The sequence below is a fragment of the Nocardia sp. NPDC057272 genome, assembly GCF_042668615.1.
Taxonomy (GTDB): Bacteria; Actinomycetota; Actinomycetes; order Mycobacteriales; family Mycobacteriaceae; genus Nocardia.
Map to the genome: position 1 here is coordinate 379327 of NZ_JBHUYK010000003.1, position 17990 is coordinate 397316.

At 62.0% G+C, this 17990-nt stretch carries 15 protein-coding genes; all 15 read left to right on the forward strand.

All coding sequences use genetic code 11. The features are described 5' to 3' along the window. Nucleotide 1 precedes the first annotated feature (1 nt). Nucleotides 2–613, forward strand: a complete 612-nt coding sequence (locus ACFULV_RS07020) for a hypothetical protein (protein WP_378653894.1) — start codon at nt 2–4, stop codon at nt 611–613. Further along, on the forward strand, nt 610–3333 hold the full coding sequence (locus ACFULV_RS07025; RefSeq protein ID WP_378653897.1) for a DUF3990 domain-containing protein: 2724 nt from the start codon (nt 610–612) through the stop codon (nt 3331–3333). Before ACFULV_RS07020 ends, ACFULV_RS07025 begins: the two co-directional genes overlap by 4 nt. 626 nt (nt 3334–3959) lie before the next feature. Continuing rightward, complete coding sequence (locus ACFULV_RS07030) at nt 3960–4397, forward strand: hypothetical protein (protein ID WP_378653900.1); 438 nt, start codon at nt 3960–3962, stop codon at nt 4395–4397. 71 nt (nt 4398–4468) lie between these two features. After that, nucleotides 4469–5056, forward strand: coding sequence for a hypothetical protein (locus tag ACFULV_RS07035; RefSeq protein ID WP_194829414.1), 588 nt, complete (start codon nt 4469–4471; stop codon nt 5054–5056). A 110-nt stretch (nt 5057–5166) separates the two neighbouring features. After that, nucleotides 5167–5457, forward strand: coding sequence for a hypothetical protein (locus ACFULV_RS07040; protein ID WP_378653904.1), 291 nt, complete (start codon nt 5167–5169; stop codon nt 5455–5457). Nucleotides 5458–5531: 74 nt separating this feature from the next. After that, entirely contained in the window at nt 5532–5834 is a 303-nt protein-coding gene (locus ACFULV_RS07045) for a DUF5361 domain-containing protein (RefSeq protein ID WP_378653907.1), read from the forward strand. A 95-nt stretch (nt 5835–5929) separates the two neighbouring features. Further along, nucleotides 5930–8089: a hypothetical protein gene (locus tag ACFULV_RS07050; protein WP_378653909.1), complete on the forward strand. Its 2160-nt coding sequence runs from the start codon at nt 5930–5932 to the stop codon at nt 8087–8089. Further along, a complete protein-coding gene (locus ACFULV_RS07055; protein ID WP_378653912.1) occupies nt 8086–8982 on the forward strand; it encodes a phage tail protein in 897 nt (298 codons plus the stop codon). The genes ACFULV_RS07050 and ACFULV_RS07055 overlap by 4 nt, the downstream gene beginning before the upstream one ends. A gap of 654 nt (nt 8983–9636) precedes the next feature. Continuing rightward, a complete protein-coding gene (locus ACFULV_RS07060) occupies nt 9637–11913 on the forward strand; it encodes a hypothetical protein (RefSeq protein ID WP_378653915.1) in 2277 nt (758 codons plus the stop codon). Nucleotide 11914: 1 nt separating this feature from the next. Beyond that, on the forward strand, nt 11915–12574 hold the full coding sequence (locus tag ACFULV_RS07065; protein WP_378653918.1) for a hypothetical protein: 660 nt from the start codon (nt 11915–11917) through the stop codon (nt 12572–12574). A gap of 61 nt (nt 12575–12635) precedes the next feature. Continuing rightward, the gene (locus ACFULV_RS07070; protein WP_378653921.1) at nt 12636–13052 is read left to right on the forward strand and encodes a hypothetical protein; all 417 of its coding nucleotides are present in this window, start codon (nt 12636–12638) and stop codon (nt 13050–13052) included. Nucleotides 13053–13195: 143 nt separating this feature from the next. Continuing rightward, a complete protein-coding gene (locus ACFULV_RS07075; protein WP_378653923.1) occupies nt 13196–14749 on the forward strand; it encodes a phage tail protein in 1554 nt (517 codons plus the stop codon). Between the two features lie 28 nt (nt 14750–14777). Next, the gene (locus ACFULV_RS07080) at nt 14778–15833 is read left to right on the forward strand and encodes a hypothetical protein (RefSeq protein ID WP_378653926.1); all 1056 of its coding nucleotides are present in this window, start codon (nt 14778–14780) and stop codon (nt 15831–15833) included. Between the two features lie 6 nt (nt 15834–15839). Further along, nucleotides 15840–16913 (forward strand): hypothetical protein, encoded by a 1074-nt coding sequence (locus tag ACFULV_RS07085; protein WP_378653929.1) that lies wholly within the window; start codon nt 15840–15842, stop codon nt 16911–16913. Beyond that, nucleotides 16910–17950, forward strand: a complete 1041-nt coding sequence (locus ACFULV_RS07090; RefSeq protein ID WP_378653932.1) for a hypothetical protein — start codon at nt 16910–16912, stop codon at nt 17948–17950. The genes ACFULV_RS07085 and ACFULV_RS07090 overlap by 4 nt, the downstream gene beginning before the upstream one ends. The last annotated feature ends 40 nt before the right edge of the window (nt 17951–17990 follow it).

A 17990-nucleotide genomic window follows, 5' to 3' on the forward strand; every position in this document is an offset into this window, starting at 1 on the left:
CATGTCCGGCAAGGAAATCATCGGCTCGGTCGACTTCGGCACCAACGAAGCGTCGCCTCCGGAATACGTCCAGACCGAATCCGGACAGCTGGTCACTCCCGAGTTTCTGGCGTTCCTCCAGCAGACCCTGTCCGGCAAGCTCGCCGAACCAGACCACAACGACGAGCTCGACCCGCAGGTTCGCGCACTGGCAGAAGAACTCTCGGTCATCCACCTCCCCGAATGGACCAGCCCAGTCGGCCGCAAGCTGGCCGAACCGACTGTCACCTCGATCAAGCAGGCAACCCGGGTCGCCGAGTATCTCATCAAGCGCGGTGTACGCGTGCACGCCGAACTCGAGGAGATCAGGTGGGTTCCGACCCCAGCCGGTGCACCGGGTGCGTTCGACACTGGCGCTCACATCACCCCTGATGCCGAGGGCAACTGGCCGACCCCTGATGCCGAGGAGTTCTACGACTTCGACGAGATCTCAGTGAAGCAGGTCGAGGGAAGCGCTTGGTACGCGACGCATCCCCGAGGGATCGCGTGCGAAGGGAAGACGAAGTCGGAGGCGTATGCGGCGATGGTCGCCGAGCTGCGCCGCCGAATCGATGATGCGGAGCCTCCGCGATGAACGCGCTTGAGCCGGATCCGACGGGTGATGGTCGCTGGTTGCAGAGCCTGTCTCCGATCGGTGCCGGGTCGCGTGAGCGTGATCGTCAACCGCGGGTGTTCAACCACTCCGGAATGACGCCGGCTGCTGCTGCGCGGGCGTACAACAGGGTTCTGTCGGGTCGAGCACTCGATTCTGCTGGGGAGAACCTCAGCGATGTGCAGTTCGTCAACGATAAGGGCCCCACTCAGCCGGGGGTGAATCTGGGCTGGGTACCGCCGACCGATAAGAAGCCGCCGGAGCAGCCGGGTGTGAGTGCGGGGTGGACGCCACCAGCTGATACGAAGCCGCTTGAACAGCCAGTTGCACCTATGCCCCCGCAGACACCAACCACCTCCCCGACTGCGCCGAATGCGGTACCCAACCAGGAAAACTCGAACCCGCCCGCACCGCAGACGGTAACGCAACCGCCCATTCCGGGCTTGCTGGGGGCCATGACCGGAACAGATCCTGCGACGGCTGCTGTGCTGGCGGGGGCTACGCCGGATCCGGGCAATTTGCCGGCGCCATTGGTTGTCGGGGATTTAGCAAACTTGCAGCCCGGCGAATCGACCCGGTTTGATGGCGCGACGGTCACCGCTACGCCCGATGGCGGTCGCACGACAAATGCGGTCGACCCGACGACGGGGACGATCAATACGACCGTGTGGAATATGCACAGTTCGGTGGTGTTGACTAGTCAGTCGACACCGGTGCCCGGTACGAACGGAAATTCGTGGGAAACGACTGCTACCCACGCGGATGGCTCGGTATCCGAGATATTTTCCGTCTCTGGCCCCGGCGGGATTACCACGTGGACCGCGAACCCAGATGGTTCCCGTTCAGTGCAGTACCCGGATGGGTCGATCATCAATGAGCCGCCGTCAGGTTCCTCGCTGCCTGTGATCGTGACACAGCTTGATCCGGATGGATCCAGCGGTCACACCGTGGCCTATTTCCCGGACGGTCGGGTCGTGGAATCGGCCTTCAGGCCGAGCGCGGTGTTGGGCACTCCGGTGACAGATGTGTTCGGGTCTGACGGTGAACATGTGAATGTGTTGACGGTTCCCGGCCGGGCAAACGGCGCCCCGTTCAGTATTGTCACTGGCAACGATGGTAACCGCACTGTGGTGGGCCCCGATAATTCCGTGACTCCGATCGATCGCTACAACAATGCGATCGGCGGCCCGAACACCTGGGATCATTTCGATCCGTTCACGGCATCGTGGAATTCGGACAAAATATCTCACCGCGGACCGATGAGCTACGCGCCGGATGGCACCGCCACCCAGCCGTGGTACTACGTCGGCAAAGGTGGTGAATTGCGTACGGTTATCGCGCAGTTCGATAAGAACAACCAGCTGGCGATGCTCACCGATTCCGACTACAAGGGAATAACGTGGTCGGCGTTCGAAACTATCGACGGTATATCAGTGCCGAAGCAGTCCGGAGCTCTGGATGCCGGAAACGTCGAAGACAATGCCATCCTGGTGTTCGAACTGGCAACTCTAGTCGATCTACCATTCGCCGCAGTGGGGTGGGGCGCTCGTATCGGCGCGCGTTGGTACGGCAGCCAACTGGCCGGACATGGAGCATCCCTGACCGCCAGGGAACTGGCCGTCTCTCAGCTCAGTTCGCGGGGGTTGACGGGGGTGACAACCGGGGCGTCTATCACAGCTCTCGAGCGGTTGCGCGCCGCCATCGGATCCCGGAACTCAAAACCCGACTACATTGCATCAAGCCCGCGGGCGGCATTGCCGACCAAAGCCAAACCCATCCCCGCGCAAACAATAGCAACACCCGAAGTCTATTCCGTTCCCATCCAGTCGGGGTCGACTGCCGGGAGCAGACTACCTGCGTCGCAAACAGGTATCCTCAGTTCGGCCCACCAGCGCCTCGGCGCTGGCCGACCTCTCAGCGAAGTACTCACCGCCGAGACCGTCACCGCGCGGGCTGCGCACAACCTCGTGGCGGAGATCGAGCACTTTTCCCTCCTCCAAGCCGAAGCAGCCAGACTGGCATCTGCCAGCGCCCGAACCCCAGCGGCGCGTCAGGCATTGCGGAACAACGCCGACAATGCGGGCAGGACAGGCAGCAGGCATGACAGAGGAACGGCAGTTCCTGGTCCCGCTGGCAGCTCCATTAGCGAACCTCGACGTTCGGCCGGCGGTGGTACCGGAAGGCCGCCTCGATTGTCAGGCTGGCACACGCGATGGCCATTTGGGGGGCGAGGTCGAGGCACAGACCCCGAGATTGTTTTCTATCACGGAACAACTGAGGAGTCCGCGACGATTATCAGAAATTCTGGTATTAGTCTCGGTCTAACCGGACTCGGGAAACTCGATTTCGGACCTGGGTTTTATACGTCACGGGACGTTAATCAGGCTCTCAAGTACGCGCAAAGTGCGATAAATCGAAATCCTGGATCTTTGCCAGGGCTGGTTGAGTTCCGCGTTCCGCAATCGGAGCTTTCTAATCTGACGCGATTGAACTTTTCATCGGCGGACGGAGAATGGGTTGAGTTTATCTCGCGATTTAGACGCGCCGAACCTCCTCGGGGTCATTCCTTCGATATTGTGGAGGGGCCGATTCTAGCGAATCTCCCCAAATATCTGCGTGGAGCAGATCCCACTGGCAGCGGCACGCAGACGAGTTGGCACACGAACGCTGCGATTGACGTCCTGAACCGGTATATTGTATGAAGGCGGTCGATACGGGAAAGGATCTTAAATATGCCGAGGTTCAATATTTGGAAAGACCAAGAATCTGAGGAATACTTCCGTCTGATCGCTTTGGAGATAGCGAAGTCTTACGATATTGGATATTCCGAGGCTGTGGCGCGGGTTAGCGACCGATTCGTAGGCGTGCGGGTAGTCGGCGACGACCATTTCATATATTGGGATCAACCAGAGGACTGGGCGAGGAGCATTGTATTTGGAATCCCTCTTGATCAAGTTGATTCATCGGGCTGTGCTCAGCTGCCTGCGCCTAGTCGGCTACGCGCTTTCCTGAGTTCCTTCTTTATTTGGCAATGGATCTGGTGGATGAGGCGGTGGTGGATGATCGCTAAGATGTCGATCCGCGCCGGGAAATTTCCTCTCATGTGGCCACGGCAGTTATGGCGCCGAATTGCGAATGTTGTAAATTCGCGCGTGCCAGGCTCCCGAGGACGTTGATTAGGGTCGCAATGTGGTCACGGCACTGTCCGCTGCGTGAAGGTGTCGCTTAGCGAAGGCGTGGCCGATTTAGGATTGTCCCGATCGGTTGACCGGTCGGGATTCTTCATGCCTAGGCCATGGTTTCAAATCAATCTTTTCAAGGACTTGACATGAATGAAAGAATACTGTTTTCTGATATCGAACAAACTTTGGTCGATTATCTGACGGTGGAACTCGCTGCGGTATCCGATATCGCGACTGTGGTCAGCCGGGTCCCGGATCCGCATCCTGCCCGCATGGTGCGAGTAACCAGAAACGACCGAAAAGCCCGAGTCGATGTCGAGGATCGCGAGGGGCGCCGTAGCGCCCAACTGATTCTTGATCGTCCTCGTGTTGTTCTCGAATGCACCGATGACGCCGGCGCGGCGGCAAACCTTGCCGCGCTTGTGCGTTCGATCCTGAGTGCGGCCGCTCCCGGCTACCTGGGCACCGTGTGGTGCGACCAGGTGGAGGATGCCGGCATGGAGAACGACACCGATCCGGTGACAGCCGCTCCGCGGTACACACTTGTCGCCGACCTGATTGTGCGAGGCACTGTCCTCGCCTGACTCCGATCCGGAGTCGAACTGAAGTACCCATCCCGAGGGCCTGCGCAACAATCCCAAGGGAGATAACAACAATGGCTCTGCCTTCCAGTAATTTCATCGGCGCCGGTACCCCCAACCTGGCCGTTTCCGGCGGTGTCCTGGTGGCGCCGCTCAACACCACCCTGCCGACCACCGCGGCCGGCACCATCGCCCCCGCCTTCAAGGCCCTGGGCTATGTCTCCGAAGACGGCATCGAGTCGCTCGGTGAGCGCAAGGTCGAGACGGTCAAGGACTGGAACGCCGACATCATCGCCCAGCTGCAGACCGAGCACTCGGTTCGCTTCGGCCTCACCCTGTACGCGGTGTGGGACCAGGATGTGCTCAGCGAGATCTTCGGTGAGAACAATGTGACCGCCACTGCGGCGACCTCCACCTCGGGCAAGCTGATCAACGTCCGGGAGACCGGCGTGGTTCTGCCGCGTCGCTCGTGGGTTTTCGACATGAAGACCGAGGACAAGAAGCTCCGCATCGTGCTGCCGAACGCCAAGATCTCCTCGATCACCGAGAAGAAGTTCGTTTCCAACGAACTGGCCGGCTTCACGATCAATGTCGAGGCATTCAAGGACGATTCCGGCATCAAGGCGTACCGCTACCTCGATGACGGTCTCAAGACTGCCTGATTAAAAGCCCCCAATGGCGGCGGGTAAAACACCTATGCGCAGGCCCGCCCGCCGCCGTTGGGCCCTTCCTATTTTCAAAACTCAGATTCAAGCGAAAGGGTCTGCTACCCATGACTTCTCCTGCTGCTCCCATCAAGATCGCCCAGCCCGCAGTCGTGAAAACCGACTTCACCTACACCGTCGACGGCGCGGAAATCGTGTTGCCGTCGCTGTCCTACCTCAAGCCCGGCCTCGTGCGCCGGATCCGTCGCCTCGGCGATGTCGACGCGATGTACACCCTGCTCGAGCTGAGCCTGACCCCCGAGGCGCTGGCCACGCTCGACGAGATGGATCCCGACGCCTACCACCAGCTGCTCGAGGCGTGGCGCGCGCACTCGGGGCTGAGCCTGGGGGAATCCTAAGCCTCGATGCTCTTCTCGAAGAGTACAGCGAGGCAATCGAATACGACCTGATCGTCCTGGGGCTCCGGTTACGGATGCTCGGCACCGACGCACTCGATTGGGCCGACCTGCGATCGATCGTGAAGCACCTGCCGCTCGAGTCGGCGTTGCTTCGGGTGATGCACCCGGAGGGAAGTCGATGGCAGACCGCCGAGCACCTGCTGGCGGATGTCGCCGACAGCCTGCGGTGGTTGGCGTGGGCGCGGACCGATGACGGCAGGCGCGGGCGCAATATGCCCGAGCCGATCGCGCGTCCGGGTCGGAAGTCGAATCGTGAACGAGTCGGCACGGCAACGGAACTCGATCAGATGAACGACTTCCTCGGCTGGCACGACTAGGTGGCTGTGGCCCCGGAGCGGTCGAACGCAGAAAGTGGATACCAATTGTGAAGAAGAAACGCCCAACGGCGATGACATTGCCGGACGTTCTTGCGATGACCACGAGCGGCACACCGGCTCCGGGAAAGCGGATCAGGCTGCCGAGCGGGGCCGTCTGGGAAGGCGGCTCCGGCGGCGGGACCGCCACGATCACCCTGCCGGAGGAAGGGCCGGTCACCCTCGGTGAGGATGGCCGGATTCCGCCGAACAGCCTGATCGGAGCCAGCCTGCTCGGTGTGCTGTCCGATGTGCTCGGCACCCAGCCCGGCGCGATCGCCGAGCGTGTGGCCGGGCAGGCGATGGATCTGCTCCGCCCGGATACGGACGCGACCGATACCAAGACCCGGCTGATCAAGTTCTCGTCGAAGACGACGCTGCTCAACCCAGCGAAGCCCGAGGCCGGGATCAACAATGTAGTAGTTGAAAATACCAGCGCCACAGCTGGTTACGCGGGCGGCGGTTCGGTCCGCGGTCCCGGTACCGGCAGCAGCGATTCGATCCTGGCGCGCCTGTCGAACGGTGAGTTCGTGGTCAACGCTGCCGCGACCGCCGGTGCGCTGCCGCTGCTGGAAGCGATCAATGCCGGCTGGGTTCCCTCCGCCGGATACCTGGCCGACATGTTCCCCGGCTTCGCCGGTGGCGGTTTGGTCGGCGACACGGGCATGGGCGATCCGGAGAAGTGGCGCGATCTGCTCGGGACCGGACTGATCGCGGACGTGATCGGCGGTATAGGCGGCGCCGCGATCAATGCCGCGGGTACCGCGGGTGCGGCGCTCGGCGGCGCTCTGGCCCCTGTGCTGGGTGCGGGTGGGCTGTTCGGCCGTCGCACACCTGAACCGATGAAGGTCGACCTGGGCGCCAACTCGCCGTTCACCGGCGAAGGGCCGCCGATCTCGGCTGCGCTCAACGTTGAGCCGCAGGGGCTGATGGGCGCGATGCCCGCGTTCGCCCAGGAGTCGACTTCGTCGGCACAGGGTTCTACGGCACCGCTTTCCGCGCTGTCGGAGGCGTTGTCCGCGGGGATTGTCGCCTCGGCGACCGAAGCGGGTGGTCGGGTCGGTGCGGCGTTGGGTGCGGCTATCGCGCCAGCGCTCGGACCGGCTGGGCAGTTGGCGCCGGAGATCGGCGAGCAGCTCGGGCAGACGATCGGGTCTCGGTTCGGTGGTGGGTTCGCGGCGTCTATGTCGTTGAAGTCCGCGATCGGTGAGATGCCGTCGGAGAGCTCGGGGTTGTCGTCGGGCGGTGCCGGTGGTTCGGTTGCGCCGGGCGGTGCTTCGCCGATGACGCCGACTGGGTTCGGTAGTGACGGTGGATCTGGCGGTGGTTCTAACAGTGTTGTTGTCACCGGTGGGTCCGGCGGCGGTTCCAGCAGCGTCATGTATGTGCCCAACGGCGCTGGTGGGTATTCGGCAGTTGGGCCGTCCACGACACCGCGCACGCCGAGTCTGAGTGAGGGTCTCAACGGGACGAGCCTGGCTGAACCAACACACTTCACCACCTACGGTGGCGCCGACTACATCGATCGCGGGCACCTCGTCGGCAGCGAGCTGGCGCGGAACTTCGGCACATCGCTCGGTCTGAGCGACACCACGGCCCTCGGGCAGGTCGGCTCCACGCTCGGAGCTCTAGCGGGTTCGCTTGGCATTCCTGCGATCTCGGACGCACTCTCGGTCAATGGCGACCTGGCCAAACAACTCGGAATCACCGCTGACACAGAATTCTTCGCTCCGGGTGATCAACAGGAGGCGTTCGACAACAACGAAGCATCGAACCTGTCATCGGCCATTTCAGGCTTCACGTCCGGCAACGCCTCGGGCGGTCTGGTCAAGGGCATCACCGGAGCTGCAAAGGGCCTGGCGCAAGATGCGGCGGGCCAGGTCGGCCAATTCATCGGCGCCAGTTTGGGTACCGCGATCGCGGGGCCGGCCGGTGCGGCGATCGGCGGCGTGCTCGGATCCGTCGCAGGCTCGGTCGTCGCGGGCAAAGCCGTCGACCTCGTCGCGAAGCCTGTCGAGTGGTTGGCGAGTACGGCAAAGGAAGTCGTCGGCACCGGTTTCGGTCTGACCGACCTGGCCGAGGGCGTCGGCGGACACACCGCCCGCGGCGACATTTACAACTTCAACGGCATGGACCCCAAGAGCGTGCAGATGTCCATCGCCCGAGTTCAACGCCGCCAGACGTTTGTGGCACAACGAGGAGGAGGACTCGGTCGATGATCCACCAAATGCTCAACACGCAGGACACCAAGATCGTGGTGTGGGACAACAACGGCCGGGTCTGGCACCTGGCAGGTCCGAATGCCGGCCGCGAAGGCGTAAGGCTTTCGGCACAAACAGGTTTCATGTTCGCACCGGTCCAGCTCCTCGCCACCGAAGGTGCCCGCCAAGATGGCGCCACCTTCGCCCGATCGGTCCGCTGGAAGAAGGAATGGGACTTCCTCGCCATCATCTCCACCGCGAGCGGCGCGCAGGAATCCAATCCGGTCCGCGAGTTCCTCGCCGTGCACGACGCATGGTTCCGCGGTTGGTCCACCGACAAGCCCGTGACCGTCGGCTACTTCACCCGACACCAGGGTTGGCGGTTCCAGCAGTTCCAGCTCGACACCGCCCCTGAGCCTTCGGGCGATATCGATCCGGCGCGCAACGGTTTCGCGATGTACAAGATGTCGGCGACCGCGATGGATCCGCTTGAGCGGCACTTCGACGAGACCATGGTGTGGACCAACGCTTCCGGTGCGGGCGAAGGCATTCTGCGCCTGCGCAACGCAGCGGATCAGCCGGCCTGGCCGCGCTACACGATGAACGGCCCCGGCCGTTGGTCGATCCTCGACCCGGTCGAGGGTCTGGAACAGCCTCGGTTGGTCCAGACGCCGCGCTTGACCGCAGGCCAGACGCTGCGGATCGACACCCACCCGCGTCACCGCACGGCTCGCGTCTACACCGAGGGCAGCACTGCCAGCGTGAACGTGTGGGGTCAGCTCGCCGGCCGACGCTGGCTCGCCTCGCTCGACCCGTGGGCCAGCACCGACATTGTGGTGAAGATCGAAGACGGGACTACCGATTCGAGCATCATCGGAGCCGTGACACCGAGGTCATCGCGACCGTTCTGATCGCGCCTATCAACTGAACATCGATCGAGAGAGAGCCCAATCCCTTTGCGGGGATTGGGCTCTCTCGATTTCTAAGGAGGTATCGCGATGGTGGTACCAGTGCCTTACGTCGCATACGACCACACTCAACTCTCCGAATGGTTGGCGTCGTTGACCCCGTTGGGGGCTGGATCTGGGTCGCGTCCCGCGCGAGAACCACGGGTGCACAACCTGAATGGGGTGACGGCTACTTCGGCGGTGCGGGCTTATGAACGAATGCTCGGGGTTCGTGCGATGGACAGCCGGGCGCGCGACGGGATCCCCTCGGCTCAAGCGATTTCTGACCCGGTAACGACTACTCCGCAGCGCCCGACGCCGGCAAAGCCCACGACACCGATTCCCACGCAGACTGCACCAACTGGGCCAGTCCAACCAGGAATCAATACACCGAGCCCCACGCAGGCAGCCACTCCAAATGCTGTCCCACCACCACCCCCGCCACCAGTGGTGACAGATCCGAACGCGCCTACTGGGCCTGTCCAACCAGGCGTGACGACGCCGACACCAGTACCAGTGACGCCAGCACCAGGCCCTACGCAGCCAGGTGTCACCCCACCTCCTCCCCCCACCGACCCGCTGCTGGATGCGAACGGTCCGAACCAGGATCCACTTCCCATGCCTGTGACTGAAGGGCGTGAGCAGGGCAAGCCCTGGACGGAAGTGCGTCCGAACGGGCAAACCGTCGAGTATACGATCCCGGAGGGGAACGGCAAGAACACCGTTGACGCCATCGTCAGGGATTCGACCGGCAAGGTGGTATCCACCGCCCGCATTGTGTCGATCGAAGGCACCGCGAAGTACATCCGGTGGCAGGACGACGTCGGTGCCGGATCGTCCTATTTCGAGTCGGGCGGACCGAACGAGCTGGGCTACGGACAGCATTTCGCCCCGGGTACATCCACGTCGGGCATCCCCAACTGGATCTTCGAGACATCTCCCGATCTCTCGAAGGCGCGGACGCTGTCTATCGACTCCGATGGCCGTGTGGTCGGCGTCGATATCGGAGTCCGGAATTCGCAGGGCCTTTACGACAATATCCATGTCGATAACTTCGGCAACGCTACAGTCTCCTCTACTCGCTTGACGCCCGGTGGCCAGCTCGAGTCGAAATTCACTGGCCAAATGTTTACCAACCGTTCCGGATGGCTGATCGACGAACAGGACAACCATTGGCAGGGAGAGCCGGACAAGGACGGTAACCAGTCGTGGCTGCGAGTCGAGAACGGCCATACGTACCGGATGAATTATCTCGGTGTAATCACCGACTTCTCCCTGGGCAAGGATGGTCGGCCCCGTCTCGACACGATATTTCCTGATGGATCTCAGACGACCCAGTCTGGTCGAACCACGATTCATTTCGATGCCAATGGAAACGAAGCCTGGAGAAAGGAGATCGGTGCACCGGTACAGCCGTGGGATACACGCGCATGGAATGCAACCAAGCGCGGATTGTCCAGCTTTGGATCTCTGATTTCTGATACCGTTGGAGCCCCATTTCATATGGCTCGGGACGGCATGCAGGGGATATCATCCGTGCGAGTCGACCAATACGGAACATTCCACGTAACCTACGACGCTCCGAACAGATTCGCAAACGCCGGGACGGCAGCGGTGGGCTTGGCCAAAGGCGCCGCCATGTTCTATCTGGCGCTCCCGAAATACGCGGTCATGCAGGGTTATGACACGCTACGCGGATCAGACTTGGTTCGGGGATCCACAACCTACCAGCCGCCGGACCGCGAAGACGAATTGGTCAAAGACCTCACCGGAATTCCGCTTAAACAGTGGAAAGACGACACCGTTGGATCGGTGTTCGAATTCGGCACTGCAACGGCGGCCAGCGTTCTGCTATTCAGGGCCGCGGGTGTAGGACGTCCAGGTGGAACCAGGCCGACATCAGTCCATTCGAGGTCATCGATAGGTAACACGGCGACCCGCTATCTTGATGGACGGAAAATTTCACCGAAAGTGTTGGTGGAGGAGATTGCTTCAAAGATTGGAAATTATGGCCGCGAAAAACTGGGCCAATTGGAAAACTGGAGTAGTCGGCCGGCGAAGTCAGTCGAAGTTATCACTAGGGTATTGGCTGAGTTTCTTGAAAACACAGGACCATCGGGTCTTGTTGCGGAGGGCGGCGCCGGCCGCGTTTCTGCTAGGTCACCCGTAGAGCCGAAGGCCTTCGCGGCAACTCAGCGGGCTGATAGAGGTTCCGATGGTGCACGGCAGCCGGATACATCCGCGCCACAAATCGGTGCCCCTAACCAGAAGGGTATCGAAAGCAGTATTAGGAAGGCGCTGGCCAGTACGGCGGTCAAACCTGGCGACATCCCCAAGATTGCCAAGACTCTGGCCGAGCATCCATTAGGGTACGAAATCGCAGAATTGGTATCTTCCGGTCGCTATCACGGGATGAGGAATTTCTCAACCGTCGCATCTAGCTTGGTGCGTCCTGACATGCTCGCGGGCGCGCTGGAGCAATTGCGGTTAGCGGAGCGCCTCAGTGCCGCCGGTGTCAAAGAGGTTTCCTTTGAGGTCAAGGCTGGCGATACGATTAGGCCAGGGTTGTCTGCCGGCAAGGCGACAGATCTGGATGTCCTTGCAGTCGACAGTGCAGGTACCACTTTCGGATGGCAGTTCAAGGCCGTCCGCTCTGAGAATCCAAAGAAGGTAATCGACAATGCCTTTAAAGCTGCCCAGCAGGTGGTTGAATCGGGTGTGGATATCAAGACCGTAGTCATAGATACGAATTTGACACTCGAACTCATCGAACCTTTCCGTGCCCGGTTGGACCTTTTGTACCAGCAGAGTTCTGTCCAGGTGATGGTTCGAGCCTCTGATGGTAGTATCCTAGTTCCGAAGAATGGTCGGTTTATGCCGGGAGGTGAAAGGTAGAATGAAGGTAGATTGGCCTGTGGCCAGGTGGCAATGGGGAATGGATCTACTTGGTCGGGGAATCTCGGGATATGCGGTCATCGGCGAAAGTTGCACTATTCATGCTAGCATTCAAGATGCCTTGGTAAGGCATGGTATTTCGGTTGGCGAGTCCGTAACCAGCGTGCACGTCAGAAGTGATGATGGCGAGTTGATATCCGATGGTATGGGCGAATACCGGGCGATTGGATCACTGCTGGAATCAGACCTATTAGATTGGGTGAGTGGCAAAACTCTTGATTTGAGTAGCAAGTTTATTGTCGGATCATCTGTAACTTATTCCTGGCTCTCCAGTAGATTCGATCCGAAAGATGATTCCATTCGTGAACCTCTGGCATTTTTGTTGTCTGTAAATTGCATCGCCGATTACCTCATTGTGACCCTGGAAACCTACATAGACGCGTGGATGCCATTTGATCTTCGCGGTCGAAGTCAGCCTGAGCGCTACGAATTCAATGCGCCGCGACTGGCTTCAGCATTACTTGACATTTCGGAGATCGTTGGATCGGAGACCGATCCTTGCGAACTATCTAAGCTCGCGCGCGCCACTGAGACCGGAGTTGAGAACCTACTTGACGATGACGGCTGCGCGGAAGATGTATGGTTTAGATATTTTGGCTAAAGCTGCACTAAGGGGGTTTCTGGATTGGGAGGTATTCATCGCGGCGTGAAGAAGGTAGGACTTGAGTCGTTTCGCTGAGGTTATTGTACTAGCGCGTGATGCGTGGCCGGTTATGGAACCGTTGATGGTGCCGGATCCCGATCGCGAGTGGCATCAGTGCTTTACAGCAGTCGATGACTCCGTTTTCGAGGGGTCATGTCGCGGGTCGGGTGACTGTTACATGTGGGTTGCGCAATTTTCTCGGTTCAACTGGTGGGGACTGCTCGCATATCTGGAAGGTCTCGATTGGCCGGATCCGTACTCGGTGCAGGTCTTGATCCGCGACGAGGAGGATGATTGCTTGGGGTTGTGGGTGTTGCTCGATGGGAAGTTGCGCGAAATCCCATTGATGAGCACCGTTCGAATTCCGAGTGATGGGTTGATTACGGGTGGCGTTCTGATCCGTCCCGAGAAGGGCGAGAATACTGTAGTCGACTAGCCGAAGCGGCGTAGATGTAGGAACGAGGTCATGCCGATTGTGCGGTGACGGTCGATGGTTATTTCACGGCCGTAGATCATTGAAACCCAACCCGGTTCGGGTTGGGTTTTTTTATGCCCAAAATCAAGGAAAGGTGGTGGAGGATGGGTGTTTGGGAACCGCACGCGGAATCGCGGCGGATGGATGAGATGTTCCGGGTCGAGCAGGATGGGGCTCGGGATCAAGAGGTTCTTGTTCGGTACTGGGACAAGGATATGCAGGAGGTGGGGGAGGAGCGGAGTTACCTGTCGTTGCAGGTGAGTTTTCCGCGGAACTCGGCCGGCGGGTTGAAGATGATCTGTCCGCGCGACATGGTGCACTTCGACCATCTGTTCGGCAACCATGCGGACACCACCCTGCCGATTACCGTGAACACCAGGGGTTTTCGGTGGGACGGTTACATCACGAAGGCCTCGATCGTGCGGGATGACAACGGTGTCGAGACCGTGGACATCGAGGCGATTCATACCTGGAACCATGTGTCGACGATCTGCTGCTGGGCGAGTCCGTTCGCGCCGGTGCTCGCGCAGTTCCCGCGTCACCACATCCTGTTCGGGCCGGTCCGGACGCTGGTGACGACGTACCTGACAACGAATCTGATGCGGCTGCAAGGGAACACGACGTTTCCGATCGCGGTCGTTCCGGTCGACCCCCGAACCGACACCAGTCGGTGGAGTGCTGCCTCGGCGCGATTCGATATGGCGGACAAGCTGTTTCAGCCGATGCTCGAGGATTCGGGTGTCATGTTGACAGCTCGGTTCTTCCTGCCGGGAGAGGACGAGCAGCCGGCGCCCGAATGGTTCTACCTCGACAAGCCGACCGTGGTATTGGAGACGGTGGACAAGTCGGGCGTTACGGGACCGACCGGGTCGCTGCTCGACGGAATCATCTCGTGGTTCGAGGAATTCGCCGATGACGGCACCACACCGATGCGGTATCCGAAGTTCGATTCGACCAACGAGTACGAAGCCGTGTACGGGACGCCGGGCAAGTTCGGCACCATGCGGAATCTGCCCTGGGTGTGGTACTTCGAGGGCGAGTATTCCGGGATCGGCGCCTCCGAGATCGCCCTGCACAAACCGACTGCGACCGACATCATCGTCGGTGGTCGTTCGCCGGGCTGGGTGAACGCGGGCATCGAGATGGCGATCAAGGGGCTGCTGTCGCTGATCGGGCTGGACTGGCTCTATCGCGGCCAGCTCGACGATGTGTTCCTCGCCTGGATGGTCTACCGGGATATGGAGCGGGTCAACAAGGCCGGCCCGTACGCGTTCCGCGAGGTGTTCATCACCGGTAGCGACAAGGCCTTCACGCTCGACGGGTTCGTCGCGGCGCGGCAGGGCCTGCATCTTTCTCGTGGCTACACCAGCCACAAGGTGACCATCCAGGACAACGCGCCCTACCTGATCGGCCGTGACTTCGGTCTGGGTGACCAGATCGGATTCGCCATGGGCGAGAAGGTGTTCACCGACTTCGTCACCGAGCTGACGTTCACCGACGACCGCGAAACCGCGGCGTCGTGGCAGATCACCGTGGGTGACGGGTCCGACGAAGAGGACTCGGTCGTCAAGGCGTGGCAGCGGCTCGGCCGGGTCGCCTCGGCGATCAAGGACCTGTCCACCGACGTGGGGGCCGACATGGACCTGCTCATTTTCTGAGCGGCCCGCCAACCGAAAGGAGAGATCTATGGCAGACATCAGTTTCGCCGCGCGGCTGCGCGCGGATCGTCAGACCGATATCGACGGGTTGCCGCTGCTGACCGCGCGGGTCGAGCTGGCACCAGAGGTGGCGGACTTGCCGCTGCCCGGCGGGCCGGCCGGAATCGCGGGTGCGCGTGGACGTCCGCGGACGTCGTTTCGCAAGATGGGCGTGCTGGCCGACAGTGCCGCGCGACCCACGGGTCTCGGTCCGCAGGACCGGGGCAAGTGGTGGCACCGGCTCGACGACAACGGCATGGACGTGTGGACCGAAGCGGGGTGGGTGCACTCGGTCGACGCGGTGGGACCGGCGGGTCCGGTGGCCGAGGCCAACAGCATCACGGTCACCGACACCGTCAATGAACCTGCGTTGATCGAACCGGCGTTGGAGGTTGTCGGCCGTGGCGCTGACCAGCAGCTTCGGGCCACGGTTCCCGCGGGTCTGCGTGGCCCGGCCGGTCCGCCCGGTGACTCAGGGACGATCACCGAAGCCGAAGACTACGAGACCACCAACGGGCCGAGCCACGGCGGCGTTTTCGCCTACGACCGTGCCAGCCGTCGATTCCGTTCGACGCCGGCGCCGTTGGGCTCGGGGCCGTGGGGGTGGTACCACGAGGACTTCCTCGGCGAAAACGTCGCCGCGACCAGCCGGGTCGACGGTGGCACCTTCACCATCCCCGCGCAGCCGTTCCGGTGGCGACCGGTCGTGTACGGCCATATGGCCGCGTACTCGAAAACGGTCAGCCAGTCCGCCGAGCTGACGGTCCGGCTCGGTAGCGCGCAGGGCCCGATCGTCGCGACCGGCACCGCGTTCGGGATCGGCGCGCCGGGCGCCTGGATGTACGTGGCGCTGTTCCCGTGCCTGCGCGACGGCACCACCGCCAAGGCGCTCTCGCCGAGCTCCGACTTCGCGACAGTTCCGGCTGGTCAGCCGGGACACCTCGTGGTGTCGGTCGAGCGGATCGGGACCGGCCCCGACTCCGACCAGATCGGGTTCACCCCGGTAGGAGCCTCGCTCGTCGCCTTCGCCGAGCCTACGGAATGAGATGACATGAACTCGGTAGGAAACTATTTCGACGCAACACTGATCCGGGGATTGGACGAGGGACTCGGTACGCCCGGACTCGTGCAGGCTCTGCACGGCACACCACGTGACGGCAGCCTGGAACTGACAACGGGCGCGACCGGGCCGCAGGGACCAGACGGTGAGCCCGCGCGTCCGTTTCGCTGGGAAGGCGATATCGCCGACCACGCCGCCCTGAGCGCTCTCACCGCGAAATTGGGCAGCGCCCAGGCAGGCAAAGCCTGGCGTGTCGTTTCATCCGGCGCACTCGCGTATTGGAACGGCACCGGCATGGACACCTTCACCGATGCCTTCGGCGCACTGGGGTCGGACGGTGAGTCGTGTTCGGTCACGATCGGAAGCGTCACCACCGGACCGGCGAACTCCGGCCTACAGGTGACAGTCAGCGGCACCGCGCCGAACCTCGTACTGGATATCGTCGTGCCCCGCGGCGTCAAAGGGCTCGAGGGGCCGGTCGGCCCCCCGGGGCCCATTCGTCAGGCCGCGGACTACGCCGACGGTTCGCACTCCGACAAGACGGTGCCCGTCTGGAACGCGACAACGAACAAATGGTCGGGACGACCCTATCCAGGCCTGCGGGGACCGTGGACCATTCGCGAGGATCGGGCGTGGGACGGTGGTCCCGGGTTCGCGCCGTCACAGTTCACGGTCACGACCACGACGATGGTGATCGCAACGCTGCAGGTCCCCGCGCAAGACACCGCGTGGCTTCCGATGATCACCGGTGGCGTGGTTGTTCGCCCGCACGGAACTGCGAGCGAATTCGGAACCCGCGTCGACGCCGCCGTTCATATCGGCTCGGCGGCGGGGCAGACCGTCGCGCTCGGCACCGGGTACACCACCGGCCTGCAGACGAGAGCGCGGTTTCAGCCGCACTTCGGCGCGCGCAACATCACCCCAGCGAGCACAGTGGGTGTCATTCCAGCAGGTCAGGCGACGACGCTCGTCGTGGTCCTGCATCGCACCGGTTCGGCGAATTTCGAGTATCAGATGGCCGGCGCGGAAATCGTGTGCACGGCCCGACCCGTGGGGGTGTTGTGAACGACGACGAGCCGACAACCGTCTTCGACCAGGGCGTCACGATCACCATGCGTGGAGTGGCCGACTCGGTCGGTCTGCCCTACACCGTGAATCCGGTCGAGATCGTCGACCGGGAAGTCCTGATCGAACTGCGCGAAGGACCGGCCGGTGTCGCAGGCGCAGAAGGCGCCGCGGCGTGGCCTTGGGCCTGGCAGGGTGACATCGCCGATGTCGCCGCGCTGTCAGCACTGGGGCTGACCACTGCCGATGCGCGCAAGGCCTGGCGCGTGGTGTCGGAGAACGCGATCTACTACTGGACCGGCACCGAGTTCGTCGCCTTCGATGACGCCTTCCGGCAGCCGGGGCGCCGGGGCCCGGTGAACGTGCTCACCGGTGTCGGACTGGCGGGTGCGGTCGGATCGGCCGCCTCGGCCCGAATTCTCGGTACGGCACCGAATCAGCAGTTGGAGATCACTTTTCCCCGTGGTGAGCAGGGTGCGCCGGGCGCCCCTGGCACCGCAGGACGAATCGCCGATGCTTCCGACGTCCTGGTGACCGAAGAGAATCCACTCGGCCAGGGCTATGTGCTCGGATTCGACAGCGCCACCGAGAAGTTCCGGCCGATTCCCTCGCCTCGCCTGCGCGGCCCATGGACGATCGGCAACAACCAATTCCTCAGCGCGCAGAATCTCAAGGAAGACTCGAAGGTACTGGCAGCCATCACGATTCCGGCGCAGCCGACCGCGTGGCGGCCCTGGATCGAGGGTGCGGTCGGGCTTTCCTCCGCGGCGCCGACCCGGTGCGATGCGACGGTTCGGATCGGTGCGCCGGACGGCGAAGTGGTCGCCCGGGGCTGGGGCCACTGGGAAGCGAGATCAGGCCACGTGCTGATTTCTCCAGGATTCGACTTCCCGGTCGAGCCGGGAGCTCAGATCGGAATTGTGCCTGCCAATCAAACCGCCACCCTCTACGTGGTCGCGACTCGTGCCGCGGGCAGCGGCACGTACTCGGTCTACGGCAACTTCTCCCACCTCCAGGTTCGTGCGCTGCCCGTCTGATGCGGCGCACCCTCGCACACCATCTCGAAAGGTATTGAGC